The following is a 12,795-nucleotide window of genomic DNA, read 5'->3' as shown; positions in this document are numbered from 1 at the left end:
CGTTCCTAACCGTTGTCCCTGCGTCAGTGCGGGGAGTGGATAAATGAGTTGCTTGTCAGCCCGCCCGGGTGGAAATCCGTTGGAGCCACTCGAGGAAGAGCTTCAGCTCGGAGCTGGAGAGCTGGTCGGGGTGCGATGACTGCAGCGCTGCATTCAACGCGATGGCCGCGACCACCACCGAGGGGGTGCCCTCGGTGTCGATGACCGGGTCCGAGTCGGAATCGGTCGCGATAGCGGAGATGACGGCCTCACGTGTCATCACCGACAGTTCAAGGCTGCGGTTGGAGGCCGGTTCGGCGATCAGCATGAGCGTCACGCCGACGTTCGCCGCGAGCAGGCTGCGGGCCGCCTCGGCCGGCGGTACGACAAGGCGGGCCGCGGCCGCCGCCTTCTCCAGGACCTCTTCGAGGAACGCCTCGGCCTCGGCCACCATCGAGGGACGGCGTTCAGGACGGATATTGCCGAACATGACCAGGTACAGGTGCGGATGGTCGAGGCCGAACTGCACGTGGTTGTCCCAGTGACGCCGCAGGTCCTCCACGGGCCGCCCCGAGGAGGGCAGGTTGCGCTCACCCTCAAGGTACTCGGTGAAGCCTTCGGCCACGACGGCGTCGAACAGGCCCTCCTTGTCACCGAAGTGGTGGTACAGGGTGGGAGCGGTGACCCGGGCGAGCTTGGTCACCTGGCGCGTTGAGACCGGAGAACCGCCGGATTCGGCCAGCAGCGAGGCGGCTGCCCTGAGCAGCCTGATCTTCGGTGCAGGCTCGCCAGCGGTATCCATGCCTGCTACCGTAACAGCTATAGCGCTGATATATGAAGTGGTTCACACACTTCGCATCCCGCGCCCGGGCCGGGACAGGTACGGTGGAAGTCCATGCGCTCACGGCAAGGAAATGAGGACGTTCGATGCGGAATTTCTCAGGAGTAGGCGTCAGCCCGGGCCGGGTCATCGGGCCCATCCGCCAGATGCCGAAACCGGTCGGTGAACCCCCCAAGGGCGAGCGGCTCCGCGAGGGCACAACGCCCGACGACGCCGCCGCCGCACTGCGGTCCGCGACGAAGGCCGTCCAGGCCGAGCTGAAGCAGCGTTCCGAGACCGCCAGCGGCGACGCCCGGGCCGTGCTCGAGGCGACCGCCATGATGGCCACGGACCCCATGCTTGTCAAGAACGCAATTAAGCTCATCAACGCCGGAACCTCCGCCGAGCGCGCCGCCTGGGACGCGGGAGCCTCGGTGGCCGAGATGCTCCACAACCTCGGCGGCTACATGGCCGAACGCGCCACCGACGTCCTGGACGTGCGGGCCCGGATCGTCGCCGAGCTGCGCGGGCTGCCTGCGCCGGGCATCCCGTCCTCGGAGGACCCGTTCATCCTCGTCGCCGAGGACCTCGCGCCGGCCGACACCGCCACCCTCGACCCCGGCAAGGTGCTGGCTTTGGTCACCTCCGGCGGCGGGCCGCAGTCCCACACCGCCATCATCGCCCGGTCCCTGGGCCTGCCGGCCGTCGTTGCCGCCTCCGGCGTGGACGAGCTGGAATCCGGCACGATGGTGTACGTCGACGGGGCCGCGGGAACCATCAGCGTCGACCCCGGCGCCCAGGAGCGGGCCGCGGCCGAGGCCTACGCCGCCGCCGCGGCGGCCCTCACCGAGTTCGACGGCACCGGGAGGACCTCGGACGGCCACGAGGTGCCGCTGCTGGCCAACGTGGGAGGGGCCAAGGACGCACGGGGAGCGGCGGAGGCCCGGGCCCAGGGCGTGGGCCTGCTCCGCACGGAGTTCTGCTTCCTGGGCCGGGACACCGAACCGACCCGCGAGGAGCAGGTCGAAGCCTACAAGGGGGTCTTCGACGCCTTCCCGGGAAAGAAGGTGGTGGTGCGCACGCTCGACGCCGGTGCGGACAAGCCCCTTCCCTTCCTGACCGACACCACCGAGCCGAATCCGGCGCTCGGCGTCCGCGGCTACCGCACCGACCTGACAAGTCCCGGCGTCCTGGCTAGGCAGCTGGAGGCCATCGCCGAGGCCGAGGCACAGTCCTCCGCCGAGGTCTGGGTGATGGCGCCCATGATCTCCACCGCCGAAGAGGCCGCCGACTTTGCCGCGATGACCACCGCCGCGGGCCTGAACAAGCCCGGTGTGATGGTCGAAGTGCCCTCGGCGGCGCTGATGTCCGAGTCGATCCTCGCCGAGGTGGGCTTCGCCAGTATCGGCACCAACGACCTCACCCAGTACGCCATGGCCGCCGACCGGCAGCTCGGTTCCCTCGCGGCCCTGAACAACGCCTGGCAGCCGGCCGTCCTGCGCCTGATCGGGCTCACCGTGGAAGGCTCGGTGGCCGAGGGGAACGCCAAGCCGGTCGGGGTGTGCGGGGAGGCCGCGGCCGACCCGGCGCTGGCCGTGGTGCTCGTCGGCCTCGGCGTCTCGACCCTTTCCATGACGCCGCGGGCGCTGGCCGGTGTGGGGGCGGTGCTGAACAGCGTCAGCCTCGACGAGGCGCGGAAACTCGCGGAGATCGCGGTGAAGGCACCCAGCGCGGCCGAGGCCCGCACCCGCGTCCGCGCCGAACTGCCCGTCCTGGAGTCCCTCGGCCTCTGACCGGCGTCGGGCGCCTGCGTTAGAGCAGGATGTCCGAGACCGGCAGGGCCGAGTCGGTGGCGAAGGCGAGGCCGCTGGGGGTGCCGCCGTCCATCACGATCTGTGCGCCCAGCGAGGCGACCATCGCCCCGTTGTCGGTGCACAGCGACGCCGGCGGAACCGTCAGTTCGATGCCGGCGGCGGCGCAGCGTTCGGCCGTCAGGGCGCGCAGGCGCGAGTTCGCCGCCACTCCCCCGCCCAGCAGCAGGCTGGTGATGCCGTGCTCCGTGCAGGCCAGGACGGCCTTGGAGGTGATGACATCGACCACGGCCTCCTGGAAGGAGGCGGCGATGTCGGCCACCGGGACCGGCTCCCCGTTGGCCTCGAACTGTTCGACGCTGCGCGCCACCGCGGTCTTGAGGCCGCTGAAGGACCAGTCGTAGCGGTGCGGCCCGGGATTCTCGGCGGTCCCCATGTACTTGGGCTGGGTCAGCCCGCGGGGAAAGCGGAAGGCCCGCGGGTCGCCCTGCGCGGCGATGCGGTCGATGACCGGGCCGCCAGGGTAGCCGAGGCCGAGGATGCGCGCGGTCTTGTCGTAGGCCTCCCCGGCGGCGTCGTCGATGGTGGAGCCCAGCAGCTGCACATCCGAGGCGATGCTTCCCACCTTGAGTATTTCGGTGTGCCCGCCGGAGACCAGCAGCGCGCCGAGGTTCGGCGGGACCCCTTCGGCGAAGGTGTCCCCGAGCATGCCGACGCCGACGTGGGCCACCAGGTGGTTCACCGCGTACAGGGGTTTCCCGGTGGCGACGGCGAGCGCCTTGGCGGCGGCCACGCCCACCATGAGCGCCCCGGACAGGCCGGGCCCGGTGGTGACCGCGATGGCGTCGATGTCCTCGAGGCCCACCCCGGCCTCGGTGAGCGCCTGCTGAAGGGTTGGGACGAACGCGTCGAGGTGGGCGCGGGAGGCGATCTCGGGGATCACCCCACCGAAGCGCACGTGTTCGTCCATGGAGGAGGAGACGACATTGGCGAGCAGCCGGGTTCCGGCGACGACGCCGACGCCGGTTTCGTCGCAGGAGGATTCGATGCCGAGCACCAGCGGTGCGCTGCGGTTCATGGCCGGTCCCCTTCGGTGCCGTGGTTCCCGCCGTGCGGGCCGGATGGTTGCTGGTCGGATGGTTGCTGGTCTGCTGGGTGCTGGTCGGATGGTCGCGTATCGGAGCCCGGGGCGCCCGGTGGGAGGGGAAGGCGCATCACCCAGGCGTCGACGCCGTCCCGGTAGTAGCGGCGGCGCGTGGCGATTTTCTCGAAGCCGGTGCGGCTGTAGAGGAGCTGGGCGCGGGGATTGTCGGCGCGCACCTCGAGCAGGACCTCCCGGGCGCCGCGGCGGGCCGCCTCCGCCAGCAGTTCACGCAGCAGGGCCGTGCCGATGCCCCGGCCCTCGTGGGCGGGAAGGACGGCGATGGTCTGGATGTCCGCGGTGGAGTCGATGACCATCACCCCGGCATAGCCGACGATCTCGCCGTCCACCTCGGCCACGACGTAACGGCGGGTGTCGGGGCGGAAGAACTCCTCGTAGAACATGTGCACGGGCCAGGCGTCGACGGGGAAGAGCTCCTGCTCCAGCGCACCGACCGTCCTGATGTCCTCGTAGTCGAGGTCCCGCAGGAGGAAGCTCACGAGCCGACCTTCTTCCGGGCTCCCGGAACCTTCGCATCGGATTCCCTCAGGTACAGGGGGGTGGTGTCCAGCAGCGGCACGCCGGCGGCGAGCCGGGCCGAGGCGGTACGGCCGAGGGCCGCCGCGTGCGGCAGCGCCTCGGCGAAGGCGTCGACGGCGTGCAGTGCCTCCCGGTACAGCCCGGCGCCGGCACCGAAGACGGGTAGGTCCGGCAGTTCCCCGGCCGGGCCCACATGCGGGCCGTCGATCAGGATGGGAAGCCCGTTCGGGTCCTTCGGGCTGCGGTAGCGGGCCCAGTACACCTCGCGCCGGCGTGCGTCGGTGGCGATGAGGAACTCCCCGGCGGCCGCCGGGTCGGCGGCGGCGTCCAGCGCGAGGGCGTCCAGGCTCATCACCCCGTACAGGGGCACCGCCCAGACGAAGGCCAGGGTCCGCGCCGTGGCCAGCCCGGCGCGCAGGCCCGTGAAGGGGCCCGGACCGACGCCGGCGGCTATGCCGCCGAGGTCCCGGCCGGCCACGCCCGCACCGCGCAGCAGGTCCTGGACCGCGGGGGCGAGGACCTCCGAGTGGGAGCGCGTGTCGGCACTGGTGAACCGGCCGATGACGGCGTCCCCGTCAAGGAGCGCGGCGCTGGCGGCGGCTGAGGTATCCAGGGCAAGAAGAAGCACCGTAACAGCCTAGTCGAGCAGCCCGGCCGGCGGTCCTGACGACCAGCGGGGGCCGAAGCCCGCCACCCGCAGTTCCCGCTCCTCGTCGGCGTCGTCGCTGAAGTCCGTGGTGATCCCCGGCCCGCCCACCGGGTCGCCGCCTGTGGGCCGGGTGATGGTGATTTCGAGCCGGCTGTCGGAGAGGTGCTCGGCGCGCCCGGCACCCCATTCGACGACGGTGACGCTCGAGTCGAGGGTGGCCTCAAGGTCGAGGTCGTCGAGTTCCTCCGCCGACTCCAGCCGGTAGGCATCGACGTGCACCAGCGCCGGGCCGCTGGAGAGGGAGGGATGGTTGCGGACCAGGATGAAGGTGGGGGAAATGACGGCGCCGCGCACGCCGAGGCCGCGGCCCAGGCCCTGGGTGAAGGTCGTCTTCCCCGCCCCGAGGCCGCCGGTGAGGATCAGCAGGTCCCCGCCCTTCAGCGCCGGCCCGAGCTCCTCGGCCACCGCCTGGAGTTCGCCGGCGGACGAGACGGACCGGCTCCGCAGCCACTGCTGGACAGGCTCAGTCACCGGCGGGATCCTCGTTGAGGTAGGTCCGGGGAACGCGGCTGCTGATGCGGGTGACGACTTCGTAGTTGATCGTCCCGGAGGCGGCGGCCCACTCCTCGACCGGCGGATCCCCGGCGCCGCCGAACAGGACAGCGCGGCGGCCCAGCGGGCTGCGTTCGGTGCCGGCGAGGCCCAGGGTGCCGAAGTCGATCACGAGCTGGTCCATGGCGATCCGGCCCACGGCGGGGTAGGTGCGCCCGTCGACGCGGACCGGACCCCCGGTGGCGATGCGCGGGACGCCGTCGCCGTACCCGGTGGGGATCAGGCCGAGGGTGGTGGGCCGGTCGGTCCGGTAGGACAGCCCGTAGGACACCCCCTGGCCGGCGGGAACCTCCTTGCAGCCGGCGACGACCGTGGCGAAGGTCATGGCCGGGCGCAGGCCCAGGTCGGCGGCGCTCTGGTCCGAGAACGGCGAAAGCCCGTACAGGCCTAGGCCCACCCGCACCATGTCGAAGTGGCAGTCGGGCCGGGACAGGGTGCCCGGGGTGTTGGCCAGATGCCGCACCTCGAGGTCCGCCCCGGCGTCCTCGGCGACGGCCACGGCGTCCCGGAAGCGGCGCAGCTGCTCGTCGGTCTCGGGGCGGTGCGGCTCGTCGGCGACGGCGAGGTGGGAAAATACCCCCACCACCCGCAGCAGGCCCTCCTCCTGGTGTTCGAGCGCCCGGTTCAGCAGGCCTTCCCACAGCTCCGGGGAGCAGCCGTTGCGGCCGAGGCCGGTGTCGATCTTCAGGTGGACGCGGGCGGGCCGTTGGAGCCGGCGGGCCGCCGCCACGACATGGTCGAGCTCCCAGCCGGAGACCCCGATGTCGATGCCCTGCTCGATGCCCGCCGCGAAGTCGCTCTCGGGGGTGTGCAGCCAGGCGAGTACCGGGGCGTCGAGGCCGGCCCGGCGCAGTTCGAGCGCCTCGGCGATGTGCGCGGTGCCCAGCCAGGAGGCTCCGGCCCCAAGCGCCGCCTTCGCGACGGCGACCGCGCCGTGGCCGTATCCGTCCGCCTTGACGACCGCCATGACCCGCGCCGGGCTGGCCACGTCGAGCAGGTGCCGGACGTTGTGCCGGATGGCGTCGAGGTCGATTTCTACTGTGCGTTCGGCAGGGACTGGGGAAAAACTCACTTGCCCTATTGTGCCACCGTCACCGGCGGAGTCCCCCTCAGGCATCGGAATGGCGGGCGATGGTCGCCGAGGCGCGGCGCACCGCCTCCACCGGAACGTCGGAGACGAGGTGCTCGAGGAACCCGTAGCGGCGCACCCACTGGCGGCGCACGCCGTCGCGCGTCGAACTGATCCGGTGCCACCAGTCGGCGATGTCACCCCAGCCCGGCGCCGCGAGCGATCCGCCGACCTCCTGCACCGACAGGGACGCGCACAGGTTGGCGAAGCCGAGGCGGTCCGCCAGGGAGAATTCGGCGAGGTCGGCCATGACGAACGCCGCGGCGAAACAGTCGCCGGCGCCGGTCGGGTCGTAGGCGGTGACCGGCAGCGCCGGCACCCACTCCTCCTCGCCGGTCAGGGAATCGATGGCCATGGCGCCCTGCTGCCCCACGGTGACGACGGCGACGGGAACGCGGTCGGCCAGGGCGTAGAGGGCCGCCCACGGGTCCTCGGTGCGCGTGTACGCCATCGCCTCGACGTCGTTGGGCAGGAACGCGTAGAAGTGCCCGAGTGTGTCGAGGACCTGCGGCGCCCACTCACCGTGCGGGTCCCACCCCACGTCCCCGTACAGCCGGGTGCCGTTGGCCGTGGCGGCCGCCGCCCAGGGCTCGAGTTCCCCGCCGACGCTGACGACGGCGGCCCGGCAGGCCGGTGGTGGCACGCCGATCAGCTCGGAGGCGCTCATGGGCGGGGCGTGACCGTGGGTGACCAGCGACCGGTCGCGCTCCACCGAGAGGGAGACCGTCACCGGGGAGTGCCAGTTGCGGAAGACCTGCGAGCGCGACAGGTCGACGTGCTCCTGGTCCTGGAGGATGTCCCAGTTGAACTGGCCGTACCCGTCGTCGGAGAACGCGGCGGCGAGCGTGGTGCGCAGCCCGAGGCGGGCCGCGGCGATGGCCTGGTTGGCGATCCCGCCGGGGCTGGAGCCCATGCCGTCGGTCCACACCTCCGTGCCGGGGCGTGGGAGCTGGTCCAGTCCGGTGAAGGTGATGTCGAAGAAGACCTGCCCGGCCAGCAGGAGGTCGAACTCGGGGTCCTCCGGGGACCGCCGCCCGGCGAGCGGGTCGAACCGGTGCTGGTTGGCCATGTAGGGCACCTTACCCGCTGTGCCCGGCGCCGGGGAGGCCCTCCACCGGGCCCGGCCGCCGGCAGGACCGGCTCGTGCCGGGTCTATGCTGTAGCCCACCGCTCCGATCCGGTGCCGGCGCCGGCGCCGGCCGCCCGGGGGCGGACCCGGAAGGAGCAGCCATCGCGGATAAGTACAGCAGGTACGCTCCGTTCTACGATCTGGTGTCCGGCGAGTTCCCGGTGTACCGGGCGGGCAGGAAGAAGGCCATCGCGCTGCTCGCCCCGCCGCCGGGGGCCCAGGTGCTCGACGTCGGCTGCGGGACGGGCCTCAACTTTGCGCTGCTGCAGGCCAGGATCGGCCCGGCCGGAACAATCGTGGGCATCGACAGCAGCCCCGGGATGCTCCGCCGGGCCCGGCGGCGGGCGGAACGGCGGGGCTGGACCAACGTGATCCTGCTCGAGGCCGATGCCACAGCCTCCCCGCCGGCCGACCTCCGGCGCCGGATCGCCGCCGCGGGCGGACGCGCCGCCTCGGAGGCGGCGATCGCCACCTACGCGCTCTCGCTCATGCCGGACCGGGAGCAGGCCTGGGCGATGATGCGTGAGCTCACCGCCGCGGACGGTGCTCTGGCCGTGCTGGACATGCAGGAACCCACCGGGGTTTTCACCGCCGCCGCCCCACTCGCCCGGATCGCCTGCCGGCTCGGCGGCGCCGACATCTCGGCCCGCCCGTGGACCGCCGTGGAACGCGACCTCGATGACGTGAGAGCCGCCTCCGCCCGCGGCGGGCACCTCCAGATCCGGGCCGGATGCCGGCGCCCGGGTCCCGACGGAGCCGGAGCGCCCGGCCGCGGATCCGGCGCGGCCACCTGAACCGCGGACAGGGCCGCGCCGCCCGGGTCCGGGCCGCGGCCCGATACGGCACAATACTGCCTAGGCCGGGCGGAAGGTGGAGGGACTGTGGAAGGAACGGGACCGTGAAGGGTTCCAGCCGATGAGGCTCGTGATTGTCGGAGGCGGCGGCTTCCGCGTTCCGCTGGTCTACCGCGCGCTGGGCTCCGGCCGGTTCGCGGGCCTGATCGATGCGCTCACCCTCGTCGACGCCGATCCCGGCCGGGCCCGCGCGGTCGCCCGGGTCCTGGCCGCCATGCCCGCCGGGGGCACCACCCGGCCGCCGGCCGTCACCGTCGAGACGGACCTCGACACGGCCTTGGCCGGGGCCGACGTCGTGTTCGCCGCGATCCGCAGCGGAGGAACGGCCGGCCGGGTCCGCGACGAGCGGGTCGCCCTGGCCGCCGGGCTGCTGGGCCAGGAGACGGTCGGGGCGGGCGGCATCTCCTACGCGCTGCGGTCCATCCCGGCCATGCTGGACCTTGGCCGGCGGATGGCCGAGCGCTGCCCGCGGGCGTGGCTGGTCAACTTCACCAATCCCGCCGGTATGGTCACCGAGGCCCTGCAGCCGGTGCTGGGGAACCGTGTGATCGGAATCTGCGACTCGGCCTCGGGGCTGGTGGCGCGGGCCGCGGCGGCCGCCGGGGTTCCGATCGCCCCCGGCTCCCTGCGCGGCGTGGACTACCTCGGCCTGAACCACCTGGGCTGGCTGCGGGGCCTGCACGCCGACGGCGAGGACCGGCTGCCAGCGCTGCTGGCCGATCCGGTGCGCCTTTCATCCTTCGAGGAAGGACGCATCTTCGGGCCGGACCTGCTGCGGGTCCTCGGCGCCCTGCCCAATGAATACCTCTTCTACCACTACTTCCACCGGGAGGCCCTGCGCGCGGTGCGCTCGGCGGACCGGACCCGCGGCGAGGTGCTGCTGGCGCAGCAGCACCGGCTTTATACGGACCTTGAGGAGTCCGCCGAGCCCTATGCGGTGTGGGAGGCGGCCCGGCGGGAGCGGGAGAGCGGTTACCTCGCCGAGGCCCGGACGGCCGGGGAGGAACGGGACGAAGCGGACCTCGCCGGAGGAGGCTACGAGCGCATCGCCCTGCTCCTGATGCATGCCCTGCTGACGGGGACCCCGGCGGAGCTGATCCTCAATGTCCGCAACGGCGGCACCGTGGAGGGGCTGCCGGCCGATGCCGTCGTCGAGGTGCCGGCCCGGGTCACGGGCGCCGGGGCCGAGCCCCTTCCCGCGGCCGGCCCCCCGACCGGGCACCAGTTGGGCCTGATGAGCGCCCTCAAGGCGGTGGAGCAGGAAACGGTGCGCGCGGCCGTGCACGGGGACCGGGACGCGGCGCTGCGGGCGTTCACCCTGCACCCGTTGATCGATTCGGCGCATGCCGCCGCCGCGGCGCTTGCCGGCTACGAGGACGCGTTCCCCGACCTGCGGGCCGGCTGGCGCTGACGCCCCGGAAGCACAGGAGGAGCCCGCCTCCCGCCGGGGCGGGACGCGGGCTCCTGCGGGACCTGCCGGCTCAGCCCTCCAGGGCCTTCGCCCACAGGTTGATGTCGGATTCGACGGCGAATTCGTCGATCGCGGCCAGTTCCCCGCTCGTGAACTCGAGGTTGGCGATGGCGCCGACGCTGCTCTCGAGCTGCGCCACGCTGGAGGCCCCGACGAGGGCCGAGGTGATCGGGGTGCCCTTGGCCTGCGGCCGCAGGATCCAGGCGATCGCCATCTGGGCCAGGGACTGCCCGCGGCCGGCCGCGATCTCGTTGAGGCCCCGCACCCGGCGCAGGTTGTCCTCGGAGAGGTGGTCGCCGGAGAGGGACTTGTCCGCCGCGGCCCGTGAATCGGCGGGAACGCCGTTGAGGTAGCGGTCGGTCAGCAGGCCCTGCGCGAGCGGGGAGAACGCGATGGAGCCCGCGCCGACCGTCTCGAGGGCCTCGGGGAGGTTCGGCTCGCCGTTCTCGACCCAGCGGTTCAGCATGGAGTAGGAGGGCTGGTGGATCAGCAGCGGCGTGCCGAGGTCGCGCAGGATCGCCGCGGCCTCGATCGTTTTCTCCGGGGAGTAGGAGGAGATGCCCGCGTAGAGCGCACGGCCGGAGCGGACGGCGGTGTCCAGGGCGCCCATGGTCTCCTCGAGCGGGGTCTCCGGGTCGGGGCGGTGGCTGTAGAAGATGTCGACGTAGTCCAGGCCCATGCGGTTCAGCGACTGGTCAAGGCTCGCCAGCAGGTACTTCCGGGAGCCGAAGTTGCCGTACGGGCCGGGCCACATGTCGTAGCCGGCCTTGCTGGAGATGATCAGCTCGTCGCGGAACGGACGGAAGTCGTCGGCGAAGTGGCGGCCGAAGTTGGTCTCCGCGCTGCCGTAGGGGGGCCCGTAGTTGTTCGCGAGGTCGAAGTGCGTGACGCCGAGATCGAAGGCCCGCCGCAGGATGGCCCGCTGCGTGTCGAATGGCTTGTCGTCCCCGAAGTTGTGCCACAACCCCAGGGAAACGGCCGGCAGGTGCAGGCCGCTTTGGCCGACGCGGCGGTAGGGCATTGAGTCATAACGGGTTTCAGCGGGGCAATAAGTCATGAAACCATCCTATGCGGGCCGGCCGGCCGCCCGGCGGCCGGGTCCCTAGGGCCCGGGCGGCGGGGCGGGTTTCCATTCCGCCGGGAGGGCCGCGCGGAGTATGGAGACGGCGCGGTGTGCGGGGGCCTCGGCGGCGACGAAACCGTCGGGGCGGACGAGGTAGAACCGGCCCGGGAGCAGGCCCACCGCGGGTGCGGCGGGGAACCGGTGCACCGGCAGGCCGAGGGACGTGGCGAGCGCCTCGGTGATTTCGGTGTCCGCCTCGCCGTAGCTGTGGACCTGCCAGGCGGGATCGGCGAGGACGGTGAAGTTGACGCCGGTCCAGGGCAGGCGCCGCCCCACGATCCGGCCGCGGCGGCCCCGGGCGGCGGCCTTGGCTCCCCCGCTCATCCAGTAGTGGATGCGCAGCTGGCCCAGGTACCCGGCGGCCCGGGACCCGACGGGGATCCGCGGCACCACCCGCACGGCGAAGGGCCCGGCGATCCGGGGCAGGAACCTGCGCAGCGTCCGGGCGGTCGGCGTCCCGGAGGTGACCCCGGCGAACAGCCTGTCGGTGACGCTGACAAGCCGCAGGGCGACGGGACGCCGCTCGACTTCGTACCGGTCGAGGAGCTCCTCACCGGCCCTCCCGGTGAGGACGTCGGCAAGCTTGAAGGCCAGGTTGTGGGCGTCCTGCAGCCCCGTGTTCATGCCCTGCGCTCCGACCGGGGAATGGACATGGCCGGCGTCCCCGGCGAGGAACACAGGACCCTTGCGGAAGGCCGCGGCGACCCGGTGGTGGACCCGGTAGGTCGAGAACCAGCGGGAGGTGTCGTAGGTGACGCCGAACAGGCGCGAGAGGCGCTCCCGTGCCAGGTCCTCGGCGATGTCGGCATTGCCGCTGCTGCGGATCACCCCGATCAACCGGTAGTTCCGGGTCCCCTCCTCGGCGGAGCGCAGGGGGAACGCCAGCATGAAGTCATCGCCGGACAGCCGCACCTCCACACTGGCCTTCGAGAGTCCCTGCACCTCGAGGGCGTCCGCGACGTAGAAGGTGTGTTCGTTGGTCACGCCCTCGAACGGGATGCCGCTCAGGGTGCGCACCGGGGAGGATCCCCCGTCGCAGCCCACCACGTACCGGGCGGTGACGGTGAGCGGGCCCTCCGCGCCGTCGAAGACCGCGGTGGCGCCGGCGGCCCCGGCCTCGGCGGTGAGCCCGGTCAGGCGCCGGTTCCACAGCACTTCGCCGCCGCGGCGCTCAAGCTCCGCGAGGAGGATCCGCTCGTTCTTGCTCTGCTCCAGGAAGTGCAGTCCCGGATATGGGGTGAGTCCGGTGCCGAGGGTGGCCAGGGGGATCTCGCCGAAGGAGCGGCGGCCGTAGCCGGGCTTCAGGGTGAGCGCCTTCTGGGCCTGGTCGAGCACCGGTTCGATGACGCCGAGCTGGTCGTAGATCTCCATGGTGCGGGACTGCAGGCCGATGGCGCGGGACTCCCGTGTCGGTTCGGCCTTGGCATCGACGAGCATCGCGTCGATGCCAAGGCGGCGCAGCCAGGTGGCGAGCATCAGGCCCGTGGGGCCGGCACCCACCATCAGGACATCGGTGCTCCGTTCTCCCCCGGTCATG

The 12,795-nt window shown here is 72.3% G+C and carries 12 protein-coding genes; 3 read left to right on the top strand and 9 right to left on the bottom strand.

The features are described 5' to 3' along the window. Nucleotides 1-55 precede the first annotated feature (55 nt). Nucleotides 56-781: a TetR/AcrR family transcriptional regulator gene (locus ACX80W_RS02570; RefSeq protein ID WP_459280121.1), complete on the bottom strand. Its 726-nt coding sequence runs from the start codon at nt 779-781 to the stop codon at nt 56-58. 125 nt (nt 782-906) lie between these two features. Here ACX80W_RS02570 and ptsP point away from each other — a divergent pair, with 125 nt between their 5' ends. After that, nucleotides 907-2,592, top strand: coding sequence for a phosphoenolpyruvate--protein phosphotransferase (gene ptsP, locus ACX80W_RS02565; RefSeq protein ID WP_459280119.1), 1,686 nt, complete (start codon nt 907-909; stop codon nt 2,590-2,592). A 19-nt stretch (nt 2,593-2,611) separates the two neighbouring features. On the opposite strand, the gene tsaD is transcribed toward ptsP, so the two are convergent. From tsaD to ACX80W_RS02535, 6 genes are read right to left on the bottom strand one after another with little or no spacing between them, the layout of a single operon-like run. Continuing rightward, a complete protein-coding gene (tsaD, locus tag ACX80W_RS02560; protein ID WP_459280118.1) occupies nt 2,612-3,688 on the bottom strand; it encodes a tRNA (adenosine(37)-N6)-threonylcarbamoyltransferase complex transferase subunit TsaD in 1,077 nt (358 codons plus the stop codon). Continuing rightward, complete coding sequence (rimI, locus tag ACX80W_RS02555) at nt 3,685-4,251, bottom strand: ribosomal protein S18-alanine N-acetyltransferase (protein ID WP_459280117.1); 567 nt, start codon at nt 4,249-4,251, stop codon at nt 3,685-3,687. The genes tsaD and rimI overlap by 4 nt, the downstream gene beginning before the upstream one ends. After that, the gene (gene tsaB / locus ACX80W_RS02550; RefSeq protein ID WP_459280116.1) at nt 4,248-4,919 is read right to left on the bottom strand and encodes a tRNA (adenosine(37)-N6)-threonylcarbamoyltransferase complex dimerization subunit type 1 TsaB; all 672 of its coding nucleotides are present in this window, start codon (nt 4,917-4,919) and stop codon (nt 4,248-4,250) included. Before tsaB ends, rimI begins: the two co-directional genes overlap by 4 nt. A gap of 9 nt (nt 4,920-4,928) precedes the next feature. After that, entirely contained in the window at nt 4,929-5,471 is a 543-nt protein-coding gene (gene tsaE, locus ACX80W_RS02545; protein ID WP_459280115.1) for a tRNA (adenosine(37)-N6)-threonylcarbamoyltransferase complex ATPase subunit type 1 TsaE, read from the bottom strand. Beyond that, complete coding sequence (alr, locus tag ACX80W_RS02540; RefSeq protein WP_459280114.1) at nt 5,464-6,669, bottom strand: alanine racemase; 1,206 nt, start codon at nt 6,667-6,669, stop codon at nt 5,464-5,466. The genes tsaE and alr overlap by 8 nt, the downstream gene beginning before the upstream one ends. Then, complete coding sequence (locus ACX80W_RS02535; RefSeq protein WP_459280112.1) at nt 6,662-7,750, bottom strand: PfkB family carbohydrate kinase; 1,089 nt, start codon at nt 7,748-7,750, stop codon at nt 6,662-6,664. The genes alr and ACX80W_RS02535 overlap by 8 nt, the downstream gene beginning before the upstream one ends. 74 nt (nt 7,751-7,824) lie before the next feature. On the opposite strand from ACX80W_RS02535, the gene ACX80W_RS02530 reads away from it, so the two are divergent. Beyond that, nucleotides 7,825-8,604 (top strand): class I SAM-dependent methyltransferase, encoded by a 780-nt coding sequence (locus ACX80W_RS02530; protein ID WP_459280110.1) that lies wholly within the window; start codon nt 7,825-7,827, stop codon nt 8,602-8,604. A gap of 121 nt (nt 8,605-8,725) precedes the next feature. Beyond that, nucleotides 8,726-10,075, top strand: a complete 1,350-nt coding sequence (locus ACX80W_RS02525) for a family 4 glycosyl hydrolase (protein WP_459280108.1) — start codon at nt 8,726-8,728, stop codon at nt 10,073-10,075. Between the two features lie 70 nt (nt 10,076-10,145). Here ACX80W_RS02525 and mgrA read toward each other — a convergent pair whose 3' ends face one another. Both mgrA and ACX80W_RS02515 read right to left on the bottom strand, forming a co-directional pair. Continuing rightward, a complete protein-coding gene (gene mgrA / locus ACX80W_RS02520) occupies nt 10,146-11,192 on the bottom strand; it encodes an L-glyceraldehyde 3-phosphate reductase (protein WP_459280106.1) in 1,047 nt (348 codons plus the stop codon). Between the two features lie 45 nt (nt 11,193-11,237). Then, nucleotides 11,238-12,794 carry an FAD-dependent monooxygenase gene (locus ACX80W_RS02515; protein WP_459280104.1) on the bottom strand — a complete coding sequence of 519 codons (1,557 nt, stop codon included), beginning with the start codon at nt 12,792-12,794 and terminating at the stop codon, nt 11,238-11,240. Nucleotide 12,795: the final 1 nt, after the last annotated feature.

The sequence above is a fragment of the Arthrobacter melezitosi genome (assembly GCF_054511055.1).
This window is presented reverse-complemented; position numbering and strand designations above follow the sequence as displayed.